The 25,080-nt window shown below is 63.8% G+C and carries 24 protein-coding genes; 8 read left to right on the top strand and 16 right to left on the bottom strand.

The genetic code is table 11. The features are described 5' to 3' along the window. Nucleotides 1-28: 28 nt before the first annotated feature. Nucleotides 29-784, top strand: coding sequence for a TonB family protein (locus D3M59_RS07700; protein WP_119533073.1), 756 nt, complete (start codon nucleotides 29-31; stop codon nucleotides 782-784). Nucleotides 785-835: 51 nt separating this feature from the next. Continuing rightward, nucleotides 836-1,537 (top strand): 6-phosphogluconolactonase, encoded by a 702-nt coding sequence (gene pgl / locus D3M59_RS07705; RefSeq protein WP_119533074.1) that lies wholly within the window; start codon nucleotides 836-838, stop codon nucleotides 1,535-1,537. Between the two features lie 56 nt (nucleotides 1,538-1,593). Here the strand turns inward: pgl and D3M59_RS07710 are convergent, their stop codons facing one another. The 7 genes from D3M59_RS07710 to D3M59_RS07740 form a co-directional block, all read right to left on the bottom strand. Then, nucleotides 1,594-3,240, bottom strand: a complete 1,647-nt coding sequence (locus D3M59_RS07710; RefSeq protein ID WP_199662454.1) for an MFS transporter — start codon at nucleotides 3,238-3,240, stop codon at nucleotides 1,594-1,596. A gap of 56 nt (nucleotides 3,241-3,296) precedes the next feature. After that, nucleotides 3,297-4,346 carry an NAD(P)-dependent alcohol dehydrogenase gene (locus D3M59_RS07715; protein ID WP_119533075.1) on the bottom strand — a complete coding sequence of 350 codons (1,050 nt, stop codon included), beginning with the start codon at nucleotides 4,344-4,346 and terminating at the stop codon, nucleotides 3,297-3,299. A 12-nt stretch (nucleotides 4,347-4,358) separates the two neighbouring features. Then, a complete protein-coding gene (locus tag D3M59_RS07720; RefSeq protein WP_119533076.1) occupies nucleotides 4,359-5,216 on the bottom strand; it encodes an HpcH/HpaI aldolase/citrate lyase family protein in 858 nt (285 codons plus the stop codon). Continuing rightward, on the bottom strand, nucleotides 5,213-5,665 hold the full coding sequence (locus D3M59_RS07725) for a MaoC family dehydratase (protein WP_119533077.1): 453 nt from the start codon (nucleotides 5,663-5,665) through the stop codon (nucleotides 5,213-5,215). The genes D3M59_RS07720 and D3M59_RS07725 overlap by 4 nt, the downstream gene beginning before the upstream one ends. Nucleotides 5,666-5,674: 9 nt before the next feature. Next, a complete protein-coding gene (locus D3M59_RS07730; protein WP_119533078.1) occupies nucleotides 5,675-7,987 on the bottom strand; it encodes a transketolase in 2,313 nt (770 codons plus the stop codon). Between the two features lie 261 nt (nucleotides 7,988-8,248). Further along, the gene (locus tag D3M59_RS07735; RefSeq protein ID WP_119533079.1) at nucleotides 8,249-9,421 is read right to left on the bottom strand and encodes an aspartyl/asparaginyl beta-hydroxylase domain-containing protein; all 1,173 of its coding nucleotides are present in this window, start codon (nucleotides 9,419-9,421) and stop codon (nucleotides 8,249-8,251) included. Further along, nucleotides 9,421-9,843 (bottom strand): winged helix-turn-helix transcriptional regulator, encoded by a 423-nt coding sequence (locus tag D3M59_RS07740; protein WP_119533080.1) that lies wholly within the window; start codon nucleotides 9,841-9,843, stop codon nucleotides 9,421-9,423. The genes D3M59_RS07735 and D3M59_RS07740 overlap by 1 nt, the downstream gene beginning before the upstream one ends. Nucleotides 9,844-9,894: 51 nt before the next feature. On the opposite strand from D3M59_RS07740, the gene D3M59_RS07745 reads away from it, so the two are divergent. Then, nucleotides 9,895-10,437, top strand: coding sequence for an FMN-dependent NADH-azoreductase (locus D3M59_RS07745; RefSeq protein WP_119533081.1), 543 nt, complete (start codon nucleotides 9,895-9,897; stop codon nucleotides 10,435-10,437). Here D3M59_RS07745 and D3M59_RS07750 read toward each other — a convergent pair. From D3M59_RS07750 to D3M59_RS07775, 6 genes are read right to left on the bottom strand one after another with little or no spacing between them, the layout of a single operon-like run. Further along, nucleotides 10,434-11,288 carry an FtsW/RodA/SpoVE family cell cycle protein gene (locus tag D3M59_RS07750; RefSeq protein WP_119533082.1) on the bottom strand — a complete coding sequence of 285 codons (855 nt, stop codon included), beginning with the start codon at nucleotides 11,286-11,288 and terminating at the stop codon, nucleotides 10,434-10,436. The genes D3M59_RS07745 and D3M59_RS07750 overlap by 4 nt on opposite strands. Further along, nucleotides 11,288-12,559: a dihydrolipoamide acetyltransferase family protein gene (locus D3M59_RS07755; RefSeq protein ID WP_119533083.1), complete on the bottom strand. Its 1,272-nt coding sequence runs from the start codon at nucleotides 12,557-12,559 to the stop codon at nucleotides 11,288-11,290. The genes D3M59_RS07750 and D3M59_RS07755 overlap by 1 nt, the downstream gene beginning before the upstream one ends. Beyond that, nucleotides 12,556-13,569, bottom strand: a complete 1,014-nt coding sequence (locus D3M59_RS07760; RefSeq protein ID WP_119533084.1) for an alpha-ketoacid dehydrogenase subunit beta — start codon at nucleotides 13,567-13,569, stop codon at nucleotides 12,556-12,558. The genes D3M59_RS07755 and D3M59_RS07760 overlap by 4 nt, the downstream gene beginning before the upstream one ends. Then, the gene (locus D3M59_RS07765) at nucleotides 13,566-14,852 is read right to left on the bottom strand and encodes a 3-methyl-2-oxobutanoate dehydrogenase (2-methylpropanoyl-transferring) subunit alpha (RefSeq protein ID WP_119533085.1); all 1,287 of its coding nucleotides are present in this window, start codon (nucleotides 14,850-14,852) and stop codon (nucleotides 13,566-13,568) included. The genes D3M59_RS07760 and D3M59_RS07765 overlap by 4 nt, the downstream gene beginning before the upstream one ends. A gap of 37 nt (nucleotides 14,853-14,889) precedes the next feature. Beyond that, on the bottom strand, nucleotides 14,890-16,884 hold the full coding sequence (locus tag D3M59_RS07770; protein WP_119533086.1) for a beta-propeller domain-containing protein: 1,995 nt from the start codon (nucleotides 16,882-16,884) through the stop codon (nucleotides 14,890-14,892). A 51-nt stretch (nucleotides 16,885-16,935) separates the two neighbouring features. Then, a complete protein-coding gene (locus D3M59_RS07775) occupies nucleotides 16,936-20,274 on the bottom strand; it encodes an amidohydrolase family protein (RefSeq protein WP_119533087.1) in 3,339 nt (1,112 codons plus the stop codon). A 125-nt stretch (nucleotides 20,275-20,399) separates the two neighbouring features. Here D3M59_RS07775 and D3M59_RS07780 point away from each other — a divergent pair, with 125 nt between their 5' ends. Next, nucleotides 20,400-20,690, top strand: coding sequence for a DUF3297 family protein (locus D3M59_RS07780; protein ID WP_119533088.1), 291 nt, complete (start codon nucleotides 20,400-20,402; stop codon nucleotides 20,688-20,690). 18 nt (nucleotides 20,691-20,708) lie between these two features. Here the strand turns inward: D3M59_RS07780 and D3M59_RS07785 are convergent, their stop codons facing one another. After that, entirely contained in the window at nucleotides 20,709-20,936 is a 228-nt protein-coding gene (locus D3M59_RS07785) for a hypothetical protein (RefSeq protein WP_119533089.1), read from the bottom strand. Nucleotides 20,937-21,173: 237 nt separating this feature from the next. On the opposite strand from D3M59_RS07785, the gene D3M59_RS12350 reads away from it, so the two are divergent. From D3M59_RS12350 to D3M59_RS07805, 4 genes are read left to right on the top strand one after another with little or no spacing between them, the layout of a single operon-like run. Continuing rightward, the gene (locus D3M59_RS12350) at nucleotides 21,174-21,308 is read left to right on the top strand and encodes a hypothetical protein (protein WP_267896947.1); all 135 of its coding nucleotides are present in this window, start codon (nucleotides 21,174-21,176) and stop codon (nucleotides 21,306-21,308) included. Further along, complete coding sequence (pspA, locus tag D3M59_RS07795) at nucleotides 21,301-22,077, top strand: phage shock protein PspA (RefSeq protein ID WP_119533091.1); 777 nt, start codon at nucleotides 21,301-21,303, stop codon at nucleotides 22,075-22,077. Before D3M59_RS12350 ends, pspA begins: the two co-directional genes overlap by 8 nt. A gap of 19 nt (nucleotides 22,078-22,096) precedes the next feature. After that, a complete protein-coding gene (locus D3M59_RS07800; RefSeq protein ID WP_119533092.1) occupies nucleotides 22,097-22,480 on the top strand; it encodes a PspC domain-containing protein in 384 nt (127 codons plus the stop codon). 2 nt (nucleotides 22,481-22,482) lie between these two features. Further along, nucleotides 22,483-22,713: a hypothetical protein gene (locus D3M59_RS07805; RefSeq protein WP_119533093.1), complete on the top strand. Its 231-nt coding sequence runs from the start codon at nucleotides 22,483-22,485 to the stop codon at nucleotides 22,711-22,713. 72 nt (nucleotides 22,714-22,785) lie between these two features. Here D3M59_RS07805 and D3M59_RS07810 read toward each other — a convergent pair whose 3' ends face one another. Together D3M59_RS07810 and D3M59_RS07815 are read right to left on the bottom strand one after the other, a co-directional pair. Further along, a complete protein-coding gene (locus D3M59_RS07810; protein ID WP_119533349.1) occupies nucleotides 22,786-24,075 on the bottom strand; it encodes an adenylosuccinate synthase in 1,290 nt (429 codons plus the stop codon). An 87-nt stretch (nucleotides 24,076-24,162) separates the two neighbouring features. Continuing rightward, nucleotides 24,163-25,065, bottom strand: a complete 903-nt coding sequence (locus D3M59_RS07815) for a DsbA family protein (RefSeq protein WP_119533094.1) — start codon at nucleotides 25,063-25,065, stop codon at nucleotides 24,163-24,165. Nucleotides 25,066-25,080 lie beyond the last annotated feature (15 nt).

Consider the following 25,080-nt stretch of genomic DNA (forward strand, 5'->3'; position numbering starts at 1 on the left):
CGCGCGGCCTCGCAACGTTGGGGAGGCAATGTACCAGCCCCGACCCACCATCCGAGACCGAATCGCAACTGTTGTGCTAGTGGTTGCGATCCACCTCGGACTTGCGTTCGCGCTGATCAACCTGTCGGGTCCGGTGCGGGACAATCTGCCTAGCGAGGTCGTTGAGATATTCGACGTAACGGAACCTCCACCGCCCCCGCCAGTGGTCGAGGAAATCCCGAAACCTGAAGAGTCCAAGCCGGAACGCGAAGAGGGCGCGGCATCTCCAAAGAACATCGAGAGTAAGGCAACGCCGGTCGTCGCGCCGAAACCGCCGATTTCGCTACCCATTCCCCCGCCAATGCCGGTTTCCCAGACGCCGGGGCAGGGCAGCGAAAGCACGCAGGGCGCCTCGGACGTTGTGGGTCCTGGAACCGGCGCTGGCGGTGAGGGGACGGGCACCGGCAGCGGCGGATCGGGAAGCGGCACGGGCGGCGGCGGCGGCGGCGGTACCGGTGCGGGCGTGAAACTGGTGCGGGGTATAACGAACCGCGACTATCCGCCGGCCATCCAGCGAAGTTGGCCGCGCGGTGGCCGAGTCTTCGTCCGCGTCAGGGTGCAGCCTGATGGACGCGTTAGCCAGTGTGACGTGATGCGCTCGTTCGGCGACAAGGCAGTCGATCAATGGACCTGCAGCTTGGTAATGAGCCGGGGCCAGTTCCGACCTGCCACGGACTCCAGTGGCAAGCCCATCGCGGCCTGGTTCGGGTATGTGCAAAGCGATGTTGGCCGCTTCGACCGCTAGGCAAGCGCGGCGGCTTTCCCTACAGGGCCGCCATCAGCAGGAGCCGTGACGATGATCGAAGCCGAGTGGTGGGACTATGACGACGCCGACGAGATGGCGGAGGCCGTCGCCGGCGACATCGGCTTCATCATCGAAAGCGCGCTCGACGCGCGCGGAGAGGCACTGATCGCGGTCCCCGGCGGCAAGACTCCGCTGCCAATCTACGAAAAGTTGGCGCAGGCCCGTCTTAACTGGAAGAAAGTCACGATCATCCCAACCGACGATCGGCTCGTTCCATTGAGCGATGAAAAGTCGAACGTCCGCGCCATCGCCCAGGCTTTTCTGCCGACAGGCGCCCGCGTGTTCCCGATCACCAGCGATATCAGCGACTACAAGCTTGCCGGAAACTCGGCGAATGCGAAGCTCGCCGACCTTAAATTTCCGCTGGATCTTGCCTGGCTCGGCGTCGGCAGCGATGGCCACACTGCCTCCATCTTTCCCGGCCCCGATCTCGACGAAGCGCTTAACTCGCCCAAGGGCCGCCATGCCGTCGGCGTCATGCCGGATCCGCTTCCGCCGGAAGCGCCATTCGCCCGCGTCACGCTGACTCGCTCCGCCATCCTTTCCGCCCGGACTGTGCTGATCACTGTCACCGGAGAGGAGAAAAAGGCTTTGCTGGAACAGGCAATCGAGGACGGGCAGTCGTCGAAACTGCCGATTGGCCGTGTGCTGGCCGAAGCTGAGCAGCCGATCGACATTCACTGGGCCGCCTGATGGGAGGAGGCAAGGGCCGTCGACCTAACTAGCTTTGCTGTGCCTGCCGCTAGGCGTCAGCAGTGCTCAAGTGGCTTGCCGCGCGTCTCCTTCAGGAACAGTATCGTCGTGATCGCCGAAACCGCGGTGAAGGCGACTGCGTACCATAGCCCCGCGTAGATATCGCCGGTGAGCGCGACGATCGCGAAGCTCGTTACAGGCAGGAAGCCGCCAACCCATCCGGTACCGACGTGGTAGGGCAGCGACATGGCGGTATAGCGGATACGCGTCGGGAACATCTCGACCAGCGCCGCTGCCTGCGGGCCGTAGAGGGCGGTAGCCGCCACGACAAACAGCAAGAGGATGGCGATCAGCATCGGCATGTTCGCTTGTGCGGGGTCGGCGCTGGCCGGATAGCCAGCGGCCGCCAACTCGGCGTTGATCGCATCAGAAGATTGTTTTTTGAGCGCCTTTAGCTCTGCCTCGGTCAAGCCGTCGCCGCCGGCAATTGACGCGGACTGGTTTCCGGCGATCACCCGCGTTTGGCCGTCGCCTGATGCGCGGGTCGAGTAGGCGACCCCGCGGTTCACGAGGCTGCTCTTTGCGATGTCGCAGGCGCTGGTGAACTTAGCCGTTCCAGTAGGGTCGAATTGCGCCGTACACGTCGCGAGGTCGGTTTCGACGACAACCGGCGTCGCCTGCTGCGCTGCAACCAGCGTAGGGTTTGCAGCTTTTGCAATCCAATGGGATGCAGGGAAATAGAGCGCAAGCGCGAGCAACATGCCGCCGAGCATCACCGGCTTTCGGCCAACACGGTCGCTCAGCCAGCCGAAGAAGACGTACAGCGGCGCGCTGACCACCGTCATCACGATTAGCAGCATATCCTTGGTCGCCCCGGGCAAGCCCAGCGACTTTTCCAGAAACACTTGCATGTAGAAGAAGGTGTAATACCAGACCGCGCCTTGAGCGCACATGATCGCGAAGAACGCGATCATTACGCGCTTCAGGTTCTGCCGATCGGCGAAGGCTTCGCGCAGCGGCGCCTTTGACACTTCGCCGTCTTCGCGCAGCTTGGTGAAGTGCGGGCTCTCGCTGAGCTTCAGGCGCATCCAGACCGAGATGCCGAGCAAAATAATCGAAACTAGGAAGGGAATCCGCCAGCCCCAGCTTGCGAAGGCCTGCTCCCCGACGGCGGTTCGCGTTGCAACGATGATCAGTAGCGCCGCGAGCAGGCCGAAGGAGGCGGAAGACTGGATCCAGCCGGTTGCCGCGCCTCGCTTGTGGTCGGGGGCGTGTTCGGCGACGTAGATGGCCGCGCCTCCATACTCGCCACCAAGCGCCGTACCTTGGCAGATGCGCAAAAAGATGAGCAGGATCGGGGCGATGATGCCCGCCTGCTCATAGGTGGGCAGCAGGCCGATGAGGAACGTCGCGCCGCCCATTAGCGTAACGGTAGTCAGGAAGGTCGCCTTCCGTCCGACGCGGTCGCCCATAGCCCCGAACAGGATTGCTCCCAGCGGTCTAAAGGCAAAACCGACGGCGAACAGCGCGAGCGCCGCAACCAGCGCACCGGTCGGGTCGAGGCCTGCGAGGAAGACCTTGGCAATGATCGGCGTCAGCGATCCGAAGATGAAAAAATCATACCATTCGAACGCCGTTCCCGCCGACGAAGCGGTGACGACCTGCGCCATCGACCATGGTTTATGCGCTGCAGCTTCGGCCATTCAATCTCCCCTTGCGCGAAGGGGATAACGGGCCGCCCATCATTCGCAAGCCTGTCTTAGACACCTTGCTCCATGTCGATCACGAAGCGGTAGCGAACGTCGTTTTTCAGCAGCCGCTCATAGGCTTCGTTGACCTGGTCCATGCGGATCGTCTCGATGTCGGGATAGATGTCCTTAGCGGCACAGAAATCGAGCATTTCCTGCGTTTCCGGGATGCCGCCGATCGCCGAACCGCCGACTGCACGGTTCCACCAGATCAGGTTCATTCCGACGAACCCCGGCATCGGCGTTAGTGCGCCGACGATGACCATCCGGCCAGACCGGCCGAGCAACTGTAGATAGCCATCGATTTCGTGGCTTACCGGGATGGTGTTGAGGATGAAGTCGAACCGGGTGACCGCCGCCTTCATCTGCTCCGCGTCGGTGGAGATGATGAAGTCGCTTGCTCCCAGTTCCCGCGCATCCTGTCCCTTGCTCGGAGTAGTCGTGATCATCGTCACGTCGGCCCCCATCGCGACGCCGAGTTTGACCGCCATGTGGCCAAGCCCGCCAAGCCCGACGACCGCCATCTTCGTGCCCGGCCCGACGCCATATTGGCGAAGCGGCGAGTAGGTGGTGATGCCCGCGCAAAGCAGGGGCGCGACACGGCTTTCGTCCATGCCGTCCGGTACCTTGCAGACGAAATGGTCGCGGACAACGATATGGTCAGTATAGCCGCCTTTGCTGACCGTCCCGTCGTGATAGTCCTTGCTGTTGTAGGTCTGGACGCAGCCCTTGCGGCAGAAAACTTCCCAGCCTTCCAGGCACTGATCGCATTCCATGCAGCTGTCGACCATGCAGCCGACCGCGACCGTTTCGCCGACGCGGTGACGGGTAACTTCGTCGCCAACTGCGGTCACCTTGCCTACGATCTCGTGGCCCGGGATTACCGGGTAGCGTGTACCGCCCCAGTCGTTGCGGCAGGTGTGAAGGTCGCTATGGCAGATGCCGGCGTAGGTAATCTTAATCGCAACGTCGTTGGGACGGAGGTCGCGCCGTTCGAACGTCATGCGCTTCAGCGGCTGGTCGGGTGCGTCGGTGCCCCAGCCCTTGGCGGTCGTCGGCATGTCAAACCCTCCTTATCGCTGTCGTGATCTCGCTAGAACGGCCTGCGCTTGAACAAGATGCGGCCGGTCGACCATTTTTCCGGCTACCGACAGCACCCCGGCCGACGGATCGGCGGCGAAGGCGTCGATGATGGCCCGGGCATGTTCCACTTCTTCCGCCGATGGAGTGAAGGCGGCGTTGATCGGTCCGACCTGGTCGGGGTGGATAGCCAGCTTTCCCGTGAAGCCTTCGGCTGCGGCAGCACGTGCTTCGGCGACCAGCCCCGCCTCGTCGCGAAAGTCGGCGAACACACCGTCGACGGGTTGGGCTTCGGCCGCAACGGCGCCGGCGAGGCAAAGCGAGCGTGCAAGCTTGTAGGTGAAGGCAAGTTCGCCGTTCGCGGTAAATTTGGATGATGCGCCGAGCGCAGCGGACAGGTCTTCAGCACCCCAGCTCATCGCCGCAAGCGAAGACCCTGCTTCCCGGTAGGACAGCAGGCCGAACAACGACGCCGCCGTCTCGGTTACAATGGCGTGGACGGGCAAGCAGCGCGGGGCAAGGGCAGCGCAGAAGTCGGCGACGTCGTCGCCATTTTCCGTCTTGGGCAGCACAATACCGTCGACGTCGAAGTCGTCGAGCGCGTCAAGGTCCTCCGCATGAGAAGCGCTGCCCAGCGGATTGACCCGCACCCAGCGCTGTGGGCCGCCGCCGTCGCGTGTCGGAAGCAGGCTTAGCAGTTCGCGGGCAATCGACTTTTGCGGCAGGGCTACACTGTCTTCCAGGTCGAAGATGACGGCGTCCGCGTCGGAGGCGAGCGCTTTCATTATCTTCTTGTTGCTGTCCGCGGGAACGAACAGCCAGCTTCTCGGCGGAGACGCGCCGGGGTTCATGTTGGCTTCTTGTGGAGCAGGGCGGAGCGTTGCATCGTGCAGACGGTCTCGCCGCGCTGGTTGATGGCGCGGTGGGCCCAGGTAACGATACCTGCCGTCGGGCGCGACGAGCTTTCACGTACCGCCATCGCTTCGCTTTCGAAATGGAGCGTGTCGCCGATGAACACGGGCTTGGGAAACCGCACCTCGTCGAACCCGAGGTTAGCGATCAGCGTACCCAGCGTCGTGTCGGTGACGGAAACGCCGACCACCAGGCTGAAGGTGAAGCAGCTGTTGACGAGGATCTGGCCGAACTCACTGGCCTTGGCTGCCTCGGCGTCGAGGTGCATCGGCTGCGGGTTGTGGGTCAGCGTCGAGATGAGGAGGTTGTCTGCCTCAGTCACCGTGCGGGTGATGGCGTGGGCGACGGTATCGCCAACCTGCCACTCGTCGAAATAGCGTCCGGCCATTCGCCCTCCCTAGGCTGGCAGCAAAATCTCGGCAACGGCTTCCGTTACCGCGTCCCCATCCAGCCGGTAGGCGGCGTAGAGATCGGGCAGGTTCCCTGTCTGGCCGAACCGCTCCACGCCCAGCGGAGCGACGCGATTGCCGAGCACGCCACCGAGCCAGCTGAGCGAAGCGGGTGCGGCGTCGCACAGGGTGACGAGGCCCGCACCATGCGTGAGGCGCGACAACAATTGTTCGACATGGCTCGGCGCGCTTTCGCCCTGCCAGCGCTTCGCCTGCGCCGCGGTCCAGCCACGGTGGAGCAGGTCGGGCGAGGTAACGTTGAGAAGGCCGAGGCCCGGAATATCGGCGCTGAGTTCTTCCCAAGCGGAAAGCGCTTCGGGCATGATCGCACCCATCGCGACGATTGCTGCTTCGGAACTAGGACCGGGCTCGCGCAGCCAGTAGCCGCCTTGCAGCGCGCCGTCCTTCCATTCATCGCCGCCGCGTTCGACTTGGGTGATCGATCGGGTGGAAAGGCGCAGATAAGTGGACTCGCCGTCTGGGGCGTCGATCAGTCGGAATGCTTCCTGCATCATTACGGCGAGTTCGTCGGCGAAGGCCGGTTCATAATGGCGGATGCCGGGTTGGCCGAGCGCGATGAGCGGCGGGTTGATCGACTGGTGAGCGCCGCCTTCTGGCCCGAGGGTAAGGCCGGACGGGGTGGCGACCAGCAGGAAACGAGCGTCCTGGTAGCAGGCATAATTGAGGCTATCGAGGCCGCGGGCGATGAAGGGGTCGTAGAGCGTTCCGATCGGCACCAGCCGCTGCCCGAAGAGATCGCCCGACAGGCCAAGGGCAGCCAGCATCAGGAACAGGTTGGATTCGGCGATACCCAGCTCGATATGCTGGCCCCGGTTTGTCGCCGACCATTTCTGCGCAGACGGGATCTTTGCTGCGGCGAAGACGTCCTTCATTTCGCGCCGCTTGAACAGGCCACGCTGGTTCACGAAAGCACCGAGGTTGGTGGACACGGTGACGTCAGGCGAGGTGGTGACGATGCGATCGGCCAGCGGAGCGCCCGCCTTGGCGAGGTCGAGCAGGATGCGGCCGAAGGCAGCCTGGGTCGATTGCTCGTCGCCCGCCGGGGCGGGGATCGAAGGGATTTCGATCTTGCCGAACGAGCGCTCCCGTTTGTCACGCAAAACGCGGCTGCGATCGATTAGTGCTTCCGCAGCGGCGCGCGCGTTGCCGCCAACGCCAGCAAGCGGTTCCCATTCCTCGCCCTCCGCGATGCCCATGCTGTCGCGGAGCGCATGCGCCTGCGTCGGGTTCATCAGGCCGGCGTGATTATCCTTGTGACCGGCAAAGGGCAGGCCAAAGCCCTTCACAGTCCAAGCAATGAAGAGCGTCGGCACATCGTCCTGCGCGGCGTCGAACGCCTCCACCAGCGTGTCCATGCAATGGCCGCCGAGGTCACTCATCAGCGCGGCGAGCGCATCGTCGTCCTGAGCTTTCAAGAAGGCGTTAGCTGCCTTGCCGAGGTCGGCGTTGATGCGCGCTCGCCATGCAGCGCCGCCTTGGTAGAGCAGGGCGCTGTGATCCGCGTTTGGAAGGGTGTCGAGCCAGTCGGCCACCGCCGGATAATTCGCAAGCGCGGCGGCCAGCTTCCTGCCGTAGCGAAGCTCGACGGTGCGCCAGCCGCAGCTCGCGAATATCTCGTCGAACCGTTCGAACATGCGGTCGGTCGAGGTCGCGTCGAGACTTTGCCGATTATAGTCGACGACCCACCAGCAATTGCGGATGTCGTGCTTATGCGCCTCAATTAGCGCTTCGTAGATATTGCCTTCGTCCAGTTCCGCATCGCCGATCAGCGCAACGAAGCGGCCGCGCTCCTCCTCGCCCATCATGCCGTGGGCGGTGAGATAATCCTGCACCAGCGAGGCAAAGGCGGTGATGGCAACGCCGAGGCCGACCGAGCCGGTGGAGAAATCCACTGGAATGCGATCCTTGGTTCGGCTGGGATAACTTTGCATCCCGCCGAAGGCGCGAAAATTCTTGAGCTGGTCGAGCGACTGTGAGCCAAGCAGGTAATGGATAGCGTGAAGCACCGGACCGGCATGTGGCTTGACCGCGACCCTGTCGTTGGGGCCGAGCGCATGAAAATAGAGTGCGGCCATGATCGCCGTCATCGATGCGCAGCTGGCCTGGTGCCCGCCAACCTTCAACCCGTCCCCCGACTCACGGACGTGGTTGGCGTGATGGATCGTCCAGGCGCTGAGCCAGCGCAGCCTGTCGTCGATCGTCTTCAGCGCGGCGATATCGGTCGGGGTCTTCTTCAGCATTATACGCCCCTAGCGCCTGTTCGCCTGTTCGGAAACCGGTGTCCCGAGGCGATGTCCGGAAAGTAACACCGAGGGGAGTTGCCACGCGAAGTTCGCAATGAAAGTGTGCGGTAAACTTCGTCTCCTGCAGACGTTAGAATTAGTATCGAATTGCTGGCGTAATTCAAAGAGTGAACGGACGCACGGCGTAGTCGCAATCGGCAGGACAGCAATTTTCTAATGTCCGAGAAGGGTCGTTGCGGAAATCGTCAGCAAGCAGTTTTAGGCGTCGGGCAGTCCTGAAAAGCGGTCGATGGCGTCGAAGATGGCGGAAATGCCGGCTCGCTCCGTTTCGGTCAGTTCGGGGCGCCAGATGTCGAATAGCAGGATGATACGCGTTTCGTTGCTTTCGTTCTTTGCTTCATGTTCGATGCTGTCGTCAAAGATCAGCATTCGCCCCGCTTCCACATGGCGCGTTTCGTTGCCGACGCGCAGCCAGCAGCCTTCGGGAACGATCAGCGGCAGGTGGCAGATCAGGCGGCTGTTAAGCATGCCGTGATGCGGCGGGATGTGCGCGCCGGGGCGAAGTAGGGAGAAGAGGACGGACGGGGTGCGGGTCCCAATGCGGCTGACAGGCACTTTCGATAGCGCCTCCATCGTTCGCGGGCAGCGTCGGGCGTTCTCCTCGACGAGTTGCCCGTCCTTCCACAAATAGAGCGCGCTCCAACTCGGGTCGTCGAGCAGGCCAGCGAAGTTCCGGCGGGGGCGGTTTTCCTCCGCCTCCACATAGGGGCGGAAGGGGACGTCCTCCTTAATCAGCGTGAGCAGTTCATCGCGGATCTCGTCTGCCGCAGCCTCGAGGCCTTCGACCCAATCGAACTCCTCCCGCTCGAAAAACTGCCGTTCGGGCAGGTAGGGGAGATAGAGTACGCTGGGCTGCTGCGGATAAACCTGCCGCTTTCCCTGGAGCATATCGACGGCGTGGGTGAGACGGGTGCCCCCATCTCGGTCGAGCGATGTGATCGCGGACTGGATGGCGTTACCGAATTCGCGGGCCTGACCGTCGATATAGGCCTGCGCGCTGCGAAGCTCTGCCGCAATATCGGGAGGCACCGGGCCGGCGGTTCGCGCCCGAGCCAGTGCCCGCTGGAAGAAGCTGGCGGTGGCTCGCGGATCCTCGTTGCGCCGGTGGCAGTCGGCGCGAAGCAGTAGCCCGCTTAGATTGTCCGGATCGGCGGCGAGCAGAGCGTCGATCGCCTGACCTTCCGCCTCGATATCATTGTCCAGTTTGCAGGCGCGGATTAGCATCAGCCGCATCGGCGTCGTCGCGAAGCCGGAGTCGATCAGCGACGAGAAGTGGTGGCGGGCGGCCTTGCCGTCCCCGCGTTCCAACGCGGCAACCCCATCGCGCGCTACCTGTTCGGCGGCGGAGCGATCGATTGCCGGACTGGCCATCAGGCGGCGTCCTCCCGCTCGTCGAAGCGCCGCTGGGCGGAGCGGATGCAGTCGATGTGTTTGATCGCCCAGTCGCCCAGCGCCTTCACCGGTTCGCGAAGGGAGCGGCCAAGCTCGGTCAATTCGTAGTCCACGCGTGGGGGAATGGTCGGGGTGACCGTGCGGCTAACCATCCCGTCGCGCTCAAGCCCGCGAAGCGACAGGGTCAGCATCCGCTGCGAAATGCCGTCGATGGCGCGTTTCAGCTCCGAAAAGCGCTTCGACCCGTCCGAAAGAGTCATGACGATCATCATGCTCCACTTGTCCCCCACCCGGTTGAGCACCGGCGCCACGTTGCGGCATCCCGCGGTCTGAAGGCAAGGCCCCGCGGTCACATCCTTGTGCCCAGGCGACAAAATTGTGCTGTCTTGAAGCTGTTCCATAGGAGGTTACTTAAAGCGTCTCGGTAACAAATCAATACCAAGGACATTATCATGACCATCCTGAAGATCGACAGCAGCATAACCGGCGAAAACAGCGTCAGCCGCCAGCTGACCGCCGCCAGCGTGGAACAGCTTTTGAAAAGGCGCCCCGATACGCGGGTTGTCGAGCGTGATCTGGTCGCGTCGCCGCTGTCGCACCTTACACTGGGCGGGGCGGGCGACGAGGATATCCTTGAGGAATTTCTAGCAGCCGACACAATTGTACTGGGCGCGCCGATGTATAATTTCACGATCCCCACGCAGCTGAAGGCGTGGATCGATCGCATCGCGGTGGCGGGCAAGACGTTTCGATATACGGATGCGGGCCCGGAGGGGCTAGCCGGCGGTCGGCGGGTGGTCATCGCCATTTCGCGCGGGGGCTTCTACACTCCCGACAATGCCTATGAGCATGTCGAAAGCTATTTGAAGAGCCTGTTCAACTTCATCGGCATCGAGCCGGAATTCGTCCGCGCCGACGGTGTGAACTACGGCCCCGACAAACGCGACGCCGGAATCGCTAATGGATTGGCCGAAGTGGAGAAGCTGGCCGCCTAGGCAAAGGCAGCGGTGCGGCTGGCGACGCGGTCGCGGACCGCAAGCCAGCCGACCGCAATGCCGAAACCGATCACATGGCTTGGCCCCGCGCCGGCCAGCGGCATGGGGAAGGCCATGAAGACGGCGGCGAGGGCCGAAACGCCGAAATAGGTGGCGAGCGAGGCGCCGGCCGGATCGTGACGGCTGAGCAGGGCCCCCAGCATCAGCCCAATGGTCAGCGTGTGAAGCGACATCGCCGGAGCACCGCTCAGGAGCGCGATTTCCACCGTACCCTCGACGAAGGCGACGGGCGGCGGAGTTGCGAAACCCGCGACAATCAGGCCGAGCACGGCGAGGATCATGGCCCCCGCGGCAACAGCGATCCGGCGCTGCGACCATCCGCGAACAGAGCGATTGCTGGTTACTGCCATCAGCGCCGCGATTCCCGCGGCGAGTGCGACGGACGTTGCGCCGTCGGGCTGTGCCGCGATCAGGGCGACCGGCAGCAAGACTAGCGCACGCCAATGACGGCCTTCGCGGCTCGCGGCGATGGCGAGCAGGAGCGGTGCGAGGATCAGCGCGGGCTGGACGTGCACCGGCCCAATCGGAAGCCAGCGCTTCACACCCTCTATCTCGATTCCGACAATCAGCGCGGCGGCCAGCAAGACGGTTGCGAGCCCGAAGAGCACTTCCGCGCCGTAGCGGCGGTGCGCGGCATGGTGCGCCGCCCAGCCGACCAGCAGGCCAAGCAGGAAGGACGCGACGTTCCGGCTGGCCATGCCGGGCAGCGCGCCGACGTCCCACAGGAATGCTGCGCCAGCCAGGATGGCCAATGAGCCGAGGGCCAGCGGTGCAGCGCCGGCCGGACGCATTAGGCGCTGAGCAGCCGGATCGGGTTTTCGATGTAGGTCTTCAGCGTCTGAAGGAAGCTAGCCGCGTCCCAGCCGTCGACCACGCGATGATCGCAGGAGAGCGACAGGTTCATCACCTTACGCGCCTCAAGCTCTCCGTCGACGATGACCGGGATTTCCTGCATCTTATTGACCGCGACGGTCGCGACCTGCGGCGGGGCGATCACCGGCGTCGAGGCGATGCCACCCATCGGGCCAAGTGAGGAAATGGTAAAGGTCGGGCCGGACAGTTCCTCGCGGCTGGCCTTGCCAGTCCGCGCGGCCTCGCTGAGGCGGAGCACTTCGCTCGCCAATTGCCACACGCTCATCCCCTGCGCGTTGCGGATTACGGGAACCATCAGGCCGCCGTCGGTCTGGGTCGCAACACCCATGTGCACCGCACCGTGACGGGTGACGACATTGGCCTCGTCGTCATACGTCGCGTTGATCATCGGCCACTCCGCCATCGCCTTGGACAGGGCGGTGATCAGGAAGGGCAGGATGGTCAGTTTCGGGTTCGAGCCACGGTCGCGGTTCATCATCGCCCGCGCATCTTCAAGGTCAGTGACGTCGAACTGCTCGACCAGCGCGAAGTGCGGGATACGGCGCTTAGCCTCCTGCATATTTTCGGCGATCTTGCGGCGCAAGCCGACGACCTTGATCGTCTCGTCTGCGCGTGGGCTCGATCCGCGGCCCGACACGCTGCCTCCATTGTAGAGCAGGTAGGCATCGAGGTCGGCGTGGCGGATGCGGTCCGCGGTGGTTTGGACCTGCGCCAAGTCGATGCCGAGGTCGCGAGCGCGCTGCCGGACGGCGGGAGAGGCGAGAACCTTCGCGCCATGCGACGCGGCGGCGGGCGCGACCTTCGGTTCGGGCTTGGGCTCGGTTTTGGGCAGCTCGGTGGCTAGGACCGGCATCGCCTCTTCTTGTGACTGGGTTGGCACTTCGGAGCCGTCTGCCAGCGGCTGTTCGGCTTCGCTTCCAGCAGCAGGTTCGGAAGCGGCTGCTCCGCCCTCGGTTTCGATTTCCACAAGGACGGACCCAATTGCGATCTGGTCGCCGACTTCGCCTGCAAGGCTCTTCACCACGCCTGCGACGGGGCTTTCCATTTCGACCGTCGCCTTGTCGGTCATCATGTCGGCTAGCTGCTGGTCTTCCTCGACCCGGTCGCCGACCTTCACGTGCCAGGTGACGATTTCCGCTTCGGCAATGCCTTCGCCGATATCGGGGAGCTTGAACTGGTAGACGCTCATGCTTCGAGGACCTTCTTCAGCGCGTTCTTCATGCGGATCGGGCCGGGGAAATAGACCCATTCGTAGGCGTGCGGATAGGGCGTGTCCCAACCGGTCACGCGTTCGACCGGTGCCTCGAGGTGGTAGAAGCAGCGCTCCTGCACCAGCGTTGCCAGCTCGGACGCGAAGCCCCCTGTCTTGGTCGCTTCCTGCACGACCAAACAGCGACCCGTCTTCTTCACCGACTGTTCGATGGTTGCCATGTCGAGGGGCAGCAGAGTTCGCAAGTCGATGACCTCCGCGTCGATGCCGTTATCTTCGATCGCGGAGAGCGCGACATGGACCATCGTGCCATAGGCAAGGACGGTCAGCGCCTCGCCCTCGCGGACGACCTTCGCCTTGCCGAGCGGCACGGTGTAGTGGCCGTCGGGTACCTCGCTCAACTCGTTCTTCGACCAAGGCTTCACCGGCCGGTCGTGGTGGCCATCGAACGGTCCATTGTAGATGCGCTTCGGCTCGAAGAAGATAACCGGGTCAGGATCCTCAATTGCGGCGATCAGCAGGCCCTTGGCATCGTAGGGGTTCGACGGGATGACGACCTTCAGGCCGGCGCAATGAGTGAACAAGGCCTCGGGTGACTGGCTGTGGGTCTGGCCGCCGAAAATACCGCCGCCATATGGGCTGCGAATGACCATCGGCATGGTCCATTCGCCGGCCGTGCGGTACCGCATCTTGGCAACTTCGCTGACGATCTGGTCGAAGCCGGGATAGATATAGTCGGCGAACTGGATCTCGATCAGTGGCTTCAGGCCATAGGCCGCCATGCCGACCGCGGTGCCGACGATCCCGCCTTCGGAAATCGGCGCGTCGAAGCAGCGGGTCTTGCCGAATTCTTTCTGCAGGCCGGCGGTCGCGCGGAATACGCCGCCAAAATAGCCGACGTCCTCGCCGAACACGACGATGTCCTCGTCGCGGGCCATCATGACGCGGTGGGCATCATTGATCGCCTCGATCATGTTGCGGGTCGTCATTTCGGTTCGTGCCCCAGAAATTCGCGTGCTTCGTCGAGCGCTTGGTCGCGTTGCTCCGCCAGATGCCAGGGCGTTTCGGAATAGACGTCCTCGAACATCGACGGGATGTTGTCGAAGCCCTGCTGCGGAAGGATGCCTTGGCTCTCGGCTTCCTTTTGCGCGCCGCGGACGCTGGAGTCGATTTCCTTGTCGAGCGCAGCGTCGCGTTCTTCGTCCCATTCGCCGAGCGCCACCAAATGCGCCTTCAGCCGCGCGATCGGATCACCCAGCGGCCATTCCTCCGCTTCTCCCTTGGCGCGGTAGCCGGTCGGGTCGTCGGAGGTCGAATGGCCTTCGGCGCGGTAGGTGAAGAATTCGATTGTGGTCGGACCGTTGTTGGTCCGCGCGCGCTCGCTCGCCCATTTAACCGCGGCATAGACGGCCAGCGCGTCATTGCCGTCGACGCGGAGTCCAGCAATGCCATAGCCGACGGCCCGGGCCGCGAAGGTCGCCTGCTCGGCGCCCGCGATGCCGGAGAAGCTGGAGATCGCCCACTGGTTGTTGACTACGGCCAGAATGACCGGCGCTTGGTAGACGGCGGCGAACGTCATCGCGCTATGGAAGTCACCTTCGGCTGTCGCGCCGTCGCCGATCCAGCCCATTGCAATGCGGCTGTCGCCCTTGATCGCGGACGCCATCGCCCAGCCGACAGCCTGCGGATATTGGGTGCCGAGATTGCCTGAAATCGAGAAGAAGCCGTGCTTCTTGTCCGAATACATGATCGGCAGCTGGCGGCCCTGCAGCGGGTCACCCTTGTTCGAATAGATCTGGCACATCATCGTCACGAGCGGATAGCCGCGAGCGACGAGGAGTCCCTGCTGGCGATAAGTTGGGAAGTGCATGTCTTCCGGGTCCATCGCGGTCGCGGCCGATACCGCGATCGCCTCTTCGCCGGTACACTTCATGTAGAAGCTGGTCTTGCCCTGCCGCTGGGCGCGGTACATGCGGTCGTCGAAGACGCGGACGGTCTTCATGTCCTTCAGCATCTTGCGAAGCGTGTCGGGGTCCAGCTTCGGATTCCACGGACCGACGGCATGCCCATTATCGTCGAGCACCCGCACCAGCTGCGTCGTCAGCGGATGGGTTTCCGCGGCGTCGGCGGCAACGTCGGGGCGTGGCACTTCGCCAGCGGCCTGAATCTTTATCGAGGAAAAGTCGGGCGTGTCGCCGGGCCGGAAGGGCGGTTCGGGCACGTGAAGCGCCAGCGCCGGCCGGTTCGCGCGAATGTCGGGTTTATCGCTCATCGCCGGCCCGCTTAGTGCGGACCGGCTTCATGGGCAACTAGCGCGGGACGCGCGGCCTTCCCGGTGGAGCGAAATTGGCGCGGGCGACCTCGTGGATCGAACCGTTGGTCATGCGCCCTTCGACCAACTCATACCCCATTAGCGCGAAAACGCGGTCGCCGATGAAGATGGGACGGGCATTGCCGTACCAGTCGACACAGCTGGCGACGCAAGCATCGTCCGCCGCGCGACGTTCGTCGGCGTCGAGCCGCCCGGCCATGTCGAACAAACGGTTCTGGCGCTTAATGAACAGGATCGACGACCCCGAGCCGAGGAAACGGGCATATTGCGATTCGACTTGGCGTGCGATTGGCAGCCCGAGCAGGCCCGACGAACCGCTCGGCGTGTCAGAGCGGTAGAAGAAGGCCTGGCTTCGATTTTCGCCCTGCTGAGCATTGGGGAAGGTAAAGCTGTTGCCGCGCTGGGCCATCGGCCGGCGAAGGTCGACGGCGGTAAAGACCAGAGCGCCGCGCGAATTGTTGCCGATCACGACCCCGTCCTGCCCGAGCTGATCGATCCGTTCGACCGCGTGGGACAGCTGGATTTCGGAGACCGGTCCGCCGCGCAGGCCCGCCGCAACTAGAGTCGAAAACTGCCCGCGCTGGTAGCCGTGGCCGCCGTACAGGATGTGGTTGCCGACGAAGCGATTCTGGAAGTTCCAGCTGTTGGAACTGACGGGCGGCAGGTCGCGATAACGGGCGCGCGAAACCATGTGGCTGCCGTCGCCCATCCAGCGGATCGGGACGGACAGGAGCGCCACCGCGCCATTAACGCTCTCATTGTTCCACATCGCGTCGCCGCCGCCGTCGTTGCGCACCAGGACGTCGATAAGGCCCGCCTGACGGTTTTCGCGGAAGCTGAACTGGTCGGTCGGCTGACCGTAGGCGCCGATCGCCGACGGCTTTTCGATGCCGTCCAGCGGGAGGCGGTAGAGCCAGCTGCGGGCCCCGCCTCGTTGCCGGGCGCGCCAGTGACGGGCGTCCCCAACCCACAGGTAGACTGCGCTGGGGCTGACATAGAAGGTACGGCTAGCTGGGCCGAGCACCGCCGTCGCCTTACAGTCCATGACGGGCGCAGTGAGGTTGCAGTCCATCACACTGTGTAGCGTGTCCAGCTCCGCCTCCTCCTCGTCGCGCAGCGCGGGCACGATATGGACGTCACGCGCCCGGGCGACGCGGCGGAACTTGGGCTTCATGCCCTGCTGCCAGCGGCTGACGGCCGGGAATTGGGCGAAGGGATCGTTGCCCCAGCCGAGGTAGAGCGGAGTATAATAAACCAACCGGTTGCCGATCAGGCGCGAGGCATAGTTGCGCGAGCTATAATAGTCGTTGGATTTAAGGTGGTAGGCGTCCTCAAACCGCAGGCGCCCATCGGGCGAAAGGCGGAACCGGTTCACTTCGGTGCCCCCGCGCGCATAGCTGTAGCCGATGACAATAACCCGGTCGCCGCTGATCAGCATTTCGTCATACCAGTCGCCACCGCCGGTGATCCCGGGAGGGAAGGCATTGATATGGTCGACTGGCCGCATCTGGCCGCCGGCAATGGAAACAGTGAATAGCCGGCCGCGGCGAAGAATGACGAGTAGATCCCCGCGCTTCTTGACGATGCCGCCCTCGTCAACGTCGTTTTCCTGGGTGTTGGTGATTTTGTCGCTACTAGCGCGGCTGCCCGTCACGACGATAGAGTCGGCCTGCGCTGCCGATTCCGCTACCGGGGCCGGCGCGGCCATCGGCGGGGGAGGCGGTGCGGGTGGCGGCGGCGGTTCGTTCGCCATTCGCAGCCGCCGCTCGTCGCGCCGCTTAGCAAGGAAGGCGAGGAACTCCGCGTCGGACTTGAAGGCGGCAAGCTGTCCGCCTGCGCGGTTGGCGCCGGCGTTGCCAGACTGCGCCGAGGCCGGCTGCTGACCCGCCAGGACGGCAATGCCCGTCCCGCCACAAAGTGCGAGGGCAAGCGCTGCAGCGCGTCCCTTCGATCCGATACGCCGATCTGCCATGCGCGCCTCCACAACAATGTGACAATATCACATCACTGAAAGAGGCGGCTGTCAATCCTCCTGGTGCGCGTGCTTCGGCAGGCCCACCCCGACGCCCGCGGTAAAGCTACCGCCCGCCTGTTCGTTAAACCAGAAGGGCTTGAAGCCACCGGTCCCGCCAGCGACGATCTGGAGGTTGCTGTCGAACAGGCGGCCGCCCTGCATCGTCATCGCGACAGACGAGCTGTTGCGGATATTCTCCAATGGATTGGCGTCGAGGATCACGAGGTCGGCTAGCTTGCCGGCCTCGATGCTGCCCAGCTCGCGGTCAAGTCCGAGGGCGCGGGCCGGATTGATCGTCCCTGTCTTCAGCGCCTCCAGGTTGCTCATGCCTCCCAATGCAAACATCCAGATGTCCCAATGGGCGCCGAGCCCTTCGCGCTGGCCATGTGCACCGATCGAGACGGGAATGCCAAGGTCGGCGATCTGCTTCGACGCCTCGGCAATCTTGATAACATTGTCTTCCTCCGGCGGATTCTTGACCACACGCCGCGAACGGGCGTCGATGAGCGGGCGGGGGACCCACTTCGACAGGATGGGTTCCTTCCAGACGTCGGTGTGCTGGTACCAGTAATTCTCGCCGAAGGGGCCTCCGTAAGCGACGATCAGCGTTGGCGTGTAGGCCGTTCCACTGCCCTTCCAAAACTGCAGCACGTCCTCGTAAATGTTCGCGACGGGCAGTGAATGCTCGATGGTCGTATGTCCGTCGGCAATCTGCGTCATGTTCATTTCGAACAGCGAGCCGCCTTCAGGAACGACTTCCATGCCAAGCTGGCGCGCGGCCTGGATTATCATCTGGCGCTGTTCGCGGCGCGGCTGGTTGTAGCTTTTCACCGACCAGGCACCCGATGCCTGCAGACGGCGGAGATGGGCCAGCGCGTCGTCAAAGCTGTTGACCTCGACCGTGAAAGGGGTGGTGGCACCGTAGAGGATCGTGCCGGTCGAGAAGATGCGGGGCCCGAGGATTTTGCCTGCCTTCTGATACTCAGACGCGACGAAGATTTCGAACGTGTCGTTCGACGGGTCATGGACGGTCGTCACACCATAGCCGAGCGCGGCGGCATGGAACCAGTTCTGCTTGGGGATGATTAGGTCACTGCCCATCGATCCGTGCCAGTGCGCGTCGATCAGTCCGGGAATGATCGTCTTGCCGGTCACGTCGACGGTCCGCGCGCCGGAAGGGATCGGGACGCCTGCGCCGACGGCCGTGATCCGGTCGCCTTCGATGACGACCGTGCCATTCTCGATAACTTCGTCACCCTTCATGGTGACGATGCGTGCGCCGGTCAGCGCAATGCTGCCCGTTGGCCTTGCCTGGCTGGCGGTAACTCCGAGCCTCGCCACGAGCGGCGCGGCGGCCTGCTTGCCGCCCGTGAAGGCGCCGGCATTGGCGAGCGTCTGGCCATAGAGGCTCGGTCCCTGGCTCCAATAAAGCTGGCGGCTGTTGCCGGCCCAATGGATCCAGTCGCCTGCATCGGCGCTGACGCGCGACTGAGGCAGCGACTTGCCGTCAGGCGCGATGTCGATCGACCGGCCGGACCGCACGAACGGCATGACATAGGCCTGATAGCGCTCGGTCCAGGCGATATACTGCTCGTCCGGCGACAGGGCGAAGCGGCTGGCGTTCTGGGAAACGAGGTGGGTCACCTCTTCCGTCCCATTGACTGAAACCGACTTCAACAGCCGCTTTTCCTCTTCACCCCTAGCCGTGAAGAAAATGCGGTCGTTGGTTGCGCCGAACATCGGCTGGCCGCCGCTCTTGGCAACGCGCTTGGGCGCACCGCCCCGGACCGAGACGATATAGATGCCGGGGTCCTTGCCGTAGAGCGGCGTGGTCAAATAGCCGTCGCTGGTCTTGCGATAGGCGATCAGGCTGCCGTCCGGTGAGAAGGCCGGTTCGACGTAATGGCCCGGCGTGGGCGTGACGACGCGGCCTTCCCCGCCGCCGACGCCGACAACCTTGATGCGGCCAGCCTTTTCGTCATCCCAAGCGACATAAGCGATGCTCCTGCCGTCGCGGGAGAAGGCCGGATAGCTTTCAAAATCGGTGCCGCGCGTCAGGCGGCGCGGTCCGGTGCCGTCGCCGTTGGCGATCCACAGGTTGCCCAACGCTTCATAGACGATGCGCGATCCGTCGGGGCTCTTTTGGGCAAAGCGGACCATCTTGGTCTGGAAGCTGGCAGGGGCAACCTCCTTCTGCTGGCGGACGGCGTCCTCGACGAAGCGGGTACCGGTCACGTGAAAAGGGATTTCGCTGACGGCCTTCGACGCTACATCGATGCGGTGGATGCCGCCCTTGGCCCAAAAGACGATCGACTTGTTGTCGGGCGTCCAACTCATCCCTGGATAGACCCCGTGGACGGCCCAGGTTTCCTGCATATCGCGGTCGAGAATGTCGGTCAGCGGAGTGATACGGCCGGACGCGAGATCCATGACCATCAGCGTCGATTTGTACCGGACGCGCCGGATGAAGGCCAAGCTCTTGCCGTCGGGCGACGGTGTCGGACGGATCGCGCCGCCGGGGCCGTCGATAAAGGTCTCGATCTCGCCGGTCTGCCGGTCGAGGCGCTGGATGACGTAAATCTGCCCGTTGACGTCCTTCGAATATTCGAAAGTCTCGCCGGCGGTCGCGTCGTCGGAGAAGTAGAGATAACGTCCGTCGGGTGAAAAGGCGGGTTCGTTCGTGTCTTTCTGCTTGGTTCGGGCCTTGGTCATCTGGACGCCCGAGCCTTTGTCCCCGCCATTGCGGTGATAGAGCCACATCTCGCCCGCGCCGAGCGATCGCGACGAGGTGAAGTGCTTACGCGCGACGATGAAGTTGCCGTCGGGGGTCCATTCGGCCTGGTTGAGCAGTCGGAAATCCTCTTTGGTGATCTGGCGCGGGGCTGAGCCGTCGCGGCGGATCGTCCAGATATTTTCACCGCCGCCACGATCCGACGTGAAAGCGATTTCGCTGCCATCCGGGGAATAGCGCGGCTGCATGTCCCACGCATGGCCGGTGGAGATGGCGCGCGCCTCGCCGCCCGTAATCGGCATGACATACAGGTCGCCAAGCAAGTCGAAGGCAACTTCGCGACCATCCGGCGAGACGTCGAGGCTCATCCAGGTGCCGCGGCGGGCGTCGATGGGGACATTTCGACCCGGGCCGTGCGGCACGTTGACGTCCCATTTGTCGACCTTCTTGCCGGCGGTGCCAGGCGCGGGGGCGATGCCGGCCGGCTGGTCCTGGGTCAGGGGTTCGGCTTGTCCCGGCTGCGGCGGGGGTGGCGCGACCGGCGGGGTGGGAGCCTGGGCAAGCGCGGCCGACGCGGCGAGCAGGGAGCTCCCGAGAAAAAATATGAGGTGACGCATTGAAGAAGAACCCCTGACGGTACGGAAAGGATGGACATTGGCGGGGGGTTCCGTCGAAGGCAACGCGCGCCTACCGCCGTTCGTCGAATTGACGGGACCTTTCGCATGGCGCTAGGGCGCGCGTCATGTCCGAGACCAAGAAACCTTTCCCCGACCGCCTGTCGCTCGACCCGCGTAGCCCACACTTCGACCAGGAAGTGCTGAGCCAGGGCGTCGGCATCCGCTTCAACGGCGCCGAAAAGACTAACGTCGAGGAATATTGCATTTCCGAGGGCTGGATTCGCGTCGCTGCGGGTCGGAGCCGCGATCGCTTCGGCAACCCGATGACGATCAAGCTCAACGGCACGGTCGAGCCTTATTACGAGGGCGAAGGCGAAGTGGAAGAAAAAGGCCCCGGCGAAGACGCCGAGGCCTGATCCCTAATCGATTACGGTTTAAGCCGCGGCGCGACGGTTGCGCTGCCGCGAGGCGGCCGCTTTCAGGCCGCGGCTGCGGTCGATCAGCTTCTTGGCGCCCCAGCCCGCGGCAAGAGCCAGCCCGAGCGGGCCGAGGCCGCGGCGGGCGATAACTGGGATGGCAGCGCCAACCAGCGCGCCGGTCACCTTCTGGTTGCGACCAGCAATCTTTTCGCCCGCGATGGCGCCCAATATCTTGGCAAGCATGATGATATTCCCTCGTTTAAACGGTGTGGAGGGAAGAGCGCGCGACAAGCGCAGCGGTTCCCGATGAGCTATTGGTCAATCGCGCCAATCATCGGTGGAAAATTCCGCCAACTTTCCCCAGCATGAACGGCATTACAGCAATTTTCCCCTGAAAACTGCAATTGGCACGGCTCTTGTAAAGAGTAGGGCATGGACCAACAGGCCTTGCCCGGCGGTCCTGCAAAAGGGAGAATGACAATGTCCGGTTTCAAAATCCAACGCCATCTCGTAGCGGCCTTCGCGTCGCTCCTGATGAGCTCGATCGCCGTCGGTGCCGCGATTGCCCCGGCCCAGGTTTCGGCCGCCCAGGTGGAAGTTGTGACCTATGCCTGAATTCGAACCGATCGAGGCCCGCCCTGCCGTTCGCATCCCGCGACAGCAGGAAACAGGACAGGAAACGACCGTTCGTTTCGCGCCGCTCAGCGGCATCCTGTCAGGCCCGATCTTCACCCGCACCCGTGACATCATCGCGGCGAACATGTCGGAACTGCTCGACCGGTCGGAAGACCCGGCCCGAATGATCCGCATGATCATCGTCGAAATGGAGGAAACGCTGGTCGAAGTGCGCGCTACCGCCGCTCGCTCGATCGCGGACATCAAGGAAATGCGGCGTGCCTGCGCCCGGCTCGACGACATGCAACACGGCTGGACCGAAAAGGCTGGGCTGGCGCTGGAAAAGGGCCGTGAGGACCTGGCCCGCGCCGCACTTAACGAAAAGCAGAAGGCGGCCGAGATGGCTGAGAGCCTGCATGCAGAGATTTCGCAGATCGAGCAGGTGTTGCGCGGCTATGAGGCCGACATCCAGCGGCTGCAGGGGAAGCTGGCCGAGGCCCGCGCCCGCCAGAATGCCATCGCCAGTCGGTTCGAGAGCGCGATGACCCGCGCCCGCACCAGCGAGCTGTTGCACGGCAGCCGGACGGAAGAAGCCTTCGCCAAGTTCGAGCTGCTCGAACGCCGGGCCGACTTCGCCGAAGGGCGCGCCGAGGCGCTTGGTCTTAGCGGGCCGAAGACCCTGGAAGAAGAGATTGCCGAGCTTCGCGCTGCCGACGCAGTCGATGCCGAGCTGGACGCCATGAAGGCCGCACTGGCGGCGAAGAACTGACGGGAAGGAAAAGGGGAAGATGTCACGCTATTCACTCAACCGCCGCGACAAGAAACTAGCCGGCGTCTGCTCGACATTGGGCGATGTGTTCAACATCGACCCGACCTTCCTTCGCATCGGCTTCGTCGCCTTTGCCTTGTTCATCGAATGGGAGATCGCGCTGATTGCCTACGTCGCGGCGGGTATCTACCTGCATATCCAGAAGCGGCGCGGCGAAGCACGGTTAGAACGCAAATCCGATTTTGAACGCATGGGCGAGATCGGCAAAGGCCGGTCGTCGGTCCACGATCTTCGTACCAAGCTGGACGTCAACGACCGCCGGATGATGGCCATCGACCATCACCTGAACAGCCAGAATGACGAGCTGGCGCGCGAGATCGAAGCCCTGCGCGAGGAGAAGTAAAAATGGATCCGCTGTCCATTGGCCTGATCGGCGCAAGCGTCCTGATGGGAATTGGCCTGGCGTCGTTCGCAGCACTCAAGGGTTGGAATGCCTGGCTGGAATATAAGCGGCTGGAACTGGCCCGTCAGATGGGGGACTCGGCCCTTCCGCCCGCGAGCGGTCGTATCGAGCTAGCCGACCTCAAGGAACGGGTTCGCAAGCTTGAAGCGATTGCCGCCGGAATCGACCTGTAACGGGACGCACCATTCCCCAATCCCCGTCCCTGGGCGGTCCGCACGTCACCGCGGGCCGCCCTTTTTATCGGGTTACGAAGCGAAGGGGTCTCGCACCAAAATGGTGTCGTCGCGCTCGGGTGAGGTGCTGACCAACGCCACGGGGCATCGCATCAGCTCTTCGATGCGGCGGACATATTTGATCGCCTGGGCGGGCAGATCCGCCCAGCTGCGAGCGCCGGCGGTGGTTCCGTCCCAGCCGTCCATTTCCTCATAGACCGGCTCGGCCCGGGCTTGGTCGGCGGCGTGGGGCGGGAGATAGTCGAAGGTCTGGTCGCCGATGCGGTAGCCGGTGCAGATCTTCACCGTTTCCATGCCGTCGAGTACGTCGATCTTGGTCAGCGCAATGCCGGTGACTCCGCTGACCGCCGCAGACTGGCGCACCAGCACGGCATCAAACCAACCGCAGCGGCGCTGGCGCCCGGTGACGGTGCCGAATTCGTGACCCCGCTCGCCGAGCCGCTGTCCGACCTCATCGTTAAGCTCGGTCGGGAAGGGACCGGAGCCGACGCGGGTGGTGTAGGCCTTGACGATGCCCAGGACGAATCCCGCCGCCCCTGGGCCCATGCCGCTGCCGCTGCCGGTTGTCCCGGCGACTGTGTTGGACGAGGTGACGAACGGATAGGTGCCGTGATCGACGTCGAGCAGAACGCCCTGCGCTCCTTCGAACAGGATGCGGCGCCCACGGCGGCGCGCCTCGTCCAGGTCGCGCCAGACCGGCCGCGCGAAGCTCAACACGAATTCGGCGATTTCGCTGAGGTCGTTCTTCAGCCGCTGGCGATCCACCGGCGGCTGGCCGAAGCCGGCGCGCAGATGGTCGTGGTGGGCGCACAGCCGGTCGAGCATCGGGTCCAGCTCGTTGAGATGGGCAAGGTCGCAGACGCGGATCGCGCGGCGGCCAACCTTGTCTTCATAGGCCGGGCCAATGCCGCGGCGCGTCGTGCCGATCTTGCCGGCGCCCGAAGCGTCTTCGCGCATGGCGTCCAGGTCGCGGTGAATCGGCAAAATCAGCGGGCAGGTCTCGGCGATCATCAGCACGTCGGGCTCGATGCGGACGCCCTGCGCGGAAAGCTTCTCGACCTCAGACTTCAGCGCCCAGGGGTCGAGCACCACGCCATTGCCGATGACTGACGGCGTGCCGGTGACGATCCCGGACGGCAGCAGCGACAGCTTGTAGACCTTGTCGCCTACGACCAGCGTGTGGCCGGCGTTGTGGCCGCCTTGGAAACGGACCACCATGTCAGCCCGGCTGGCGAGCCAGTCGACGATCTTGCCCTTGCCTTCATCGCCCCATTGCGCGCCGATGACGGTGACGTTGCCCACTAGCCGATTCCTTGCAGTGCGAGCGGCCATCCGCCCTTCGCTGGCCTCCTATTGCCCAATCGCGGAGGCGTCCAGCTTTGGCCCGGATCAGGCGGTGCGGCGGCGGCGAAGGAGTAATACCGCAGCGATGGCGGCAAGCGCGGCGGCGATGCCGGCGAACAACGGTCGGCGCGACGATGTCGTGTCGGACTTGCCGGTTGCTTTCGTCGCTTCGGACGAAGCCGATGGCTTGAACAATGGAGTGGCATTTTCGTCCGCGACCATGACCACCTCGTCCCCAACCATTACGTTCGCAACGGCCTCCGCCTCATTGCCGGCTTCATCGAGGGAAGCTTTGGGGGTAGGCGCTGTTTCAGGTTTGGCGATCTTCGCACGGGCGTCGGCGATCTCGCCCTTCAGTCCCTTATAGTCGAGTGCGCCGTCCGCCAGCGAGTCGTTGACAATAAAGGCCGGGGTCCCTGCGATTCCGGCCGCATCGTGAAGCGCGAGGTTGCGGGCAATCTGCGCCGCAATTTCGGAGGAGTGGGCGGCGGCGTCCTTTTGTAGCCGTGCCCAGTCGACGCCCGCCTTATCGGCGGCGGCGCGGATCGCCGGTTCGTCTAGCGGGAGCTTTTGGGTCATCAGAGCGCGGTGAAAAGCGTCGTGGCGACCCTGGTAGCGGGAAGCGATGGCAAGTTTCGCCGCCTGTTCGGAGCGCGGCCCGAAAATGGGAACGTCGCGATAGATGACGCGGACGCGCTTGTCCTCGCGCAGAGCCTTTTCGACGCTGGGTGTATATTGGCGGCAGGCAGGACACTGATAGTCGTAGAAATAGACAACGGTCACGTCATGGGCGGCGGGCTTGCTGACCGGCGCGACGCCTTCACGAAAGAAATCCTCTCGTTCGATCTCGGCAACCGGGGGTTCGCCGAACTGGGCAAAGGCAGGGGCCGTCGTAATGAGCAGGAAAAATGCCGCGGTGCGCAGCGCGGCGGGGGAACGCAAGGTCAAGCGGGGTCACCTTCC

The organism is Sphingomonas edaphi (genome assembly GCF_003583725.1).
GTDB classification, from domain to species: domain Bacteria; phylum Pseudomonadota; class Alphaproteobacteria; order Sphingomonadales; family Sphingomonadaceae; genus Sphingomicrobium; species Sphingomicrobium edaphi.

Bases quoted from the DNA above. Each gene is read 5' to 3' on its own strand.
- D3M59_RS07700 (WP_119533073.1), top strand. From the start codon at position 29: ATGTACCAGCCCCGACCCACCATCCGAGACCGAATCGCAACTGTTGTG.
- pgl (WP_119533074.1), top strand. From the start codon at position 836: ATGATCGAAGCCGAGTGGTGGGACTATGACGACGCCGACGAGATGGCG.
- D3M59_RS07710 (WP_199662454.1), bottom strand. From the start codon at position 3,240: ATGGCCGAAGCTGCAGCGCATAAACCATGGTCGATGGCGCAGGTCGTC.
- D3M59_RS07715 (WP_119533075.1), bottom strand. From the start codon at position 4,346: ATGCCGACGACCGCCAAGGGCTGGGGCACCGACGCACCCGACCAGCCG.
- D3M59_RS07720 (WP_119533076.1), bottom strand. From the start codon at position 5,216: ATGAACCCCGGCGCGTCTCCGCCGAGAAGCTGGCTGTTCGTTCCCGCG.
- D3M59_RS07725 (WP_119533077.1), bottom strand. From the start codon at position 5,665: ATGGCCGGACGCTATTTCGACGAGTGGCAGGTTGGCGATACCGTCGCC.
- D3M59_RS07730 (WP_119533078.1), bottom strand. From the start codon at position 7,987: ATGCTGAAGAAGACCCCGACCGATATCGCCGCGCTGAAGACGATCGAC.
- D3M59_RS07735 (WP_119533079.1), bottom strand. From the start codon at position 9,421: ATGGCCAGTCCGGCAATCGATCGCTCCGCCGCCGAACAGGTAGCGCGC.
- D3M59_RS07740 (WP_119533080.1), bottom strand. From the start codon at position 9,843: ATGGAACAGCTTCAAGACAGCACAATTTTGTCGCCTGGGCACAAGGAT.
- D3M59_RS07745 (WP_119533081.1), top strand. From the start codon at position 9,895: ATGACCATCCTGAAGATCGACAGCAGCATAACCGGCGAAAACAGCGTC.
- D3M59_RS07750 (WP_119533082.1), bottom strand. From the start codon at position 11,288: ATGCGTCCGGCCGGCGCTGCACCGCTGGCCCTCGGCTCATTGGCCATC.
- D3M59_RS07755 (WP_119533083.1), bottom strand. From the start codon at position 12,559: ATGAGCGTCTACCAGTTCAAGCTCCCCGATATCGGCGAAGGCATTGCC.
- D3M59_RS07760 (WP_119533084.1), bottom strand. From the start codon at position 13,569: ATGACGACCCGCAACATGATCGAGGCGATCAATGATGCCCACCGCGTC.
- D3M59_RS07765 (WP_119533085.1), bottom strand. From the start codon at position 14,852: ATGAGCGATAAACCCGACATTCGCGCGAACCGGCCGGCGCTGGCGCTT.
- D3M59_RS07770 (WP_119533086.1), bottom strand. From the start codon at position 16,884: ATGGCAGATCGGCGTATCGGATCGAAGGGACGCGCTGCAGCGCTTGCC.
- D3M59_RS07775 (WP_119533087.1), bottom strand. From the start codon at position 20,274: ATGCGTCACCTCATATTTTTTCTCGGGAGCTCCCTGCTCGCCGCGTCG.
- D3M59_RS07780 (WP_119533088.1), top strand. From the start codon at position 20,400: ATGTCCGAGACCAAGAAACCTTTCCCCGACCGCCTGTCGCTCGACCCG.
- D3M59_RS07785 (WP_119533089.1), bottom strand. From the start codon at position 20,936: ATGCTTGCCAAGATATTGGGCGCCATCGCGGGCGAAAAGATTGCTGGT.
- D3M59_RS12350 (WP_267896947.1), top strand. From the start codon at position 21,174: ATGTCCGGTTTCAAAATCCAACGCCATCTCGTAGCGGCCTTCGCGTCG.
- pspA (WP_119533091.1), top strand. From the start codon at position 21,301: ATGCCTGAATTCGAACCGATCGAGGCCCGCCCTGCCGTTCGCATCCCG.
- D3M59_RS07800 (WP_119533092.1), top strand. From the start codon at position 22,097: ATGTCACGCTATTCACTCAACCGCCGCGACAAGAAACTAGCCGGCGTC.
- D3M59_RS07805 (WP_119533093.1), top strand. From the start codon at position 22,483: ATGGATCCGCTGTCCATTGGCCTGATCGGCGCAAGCGTCCTGATGGGA.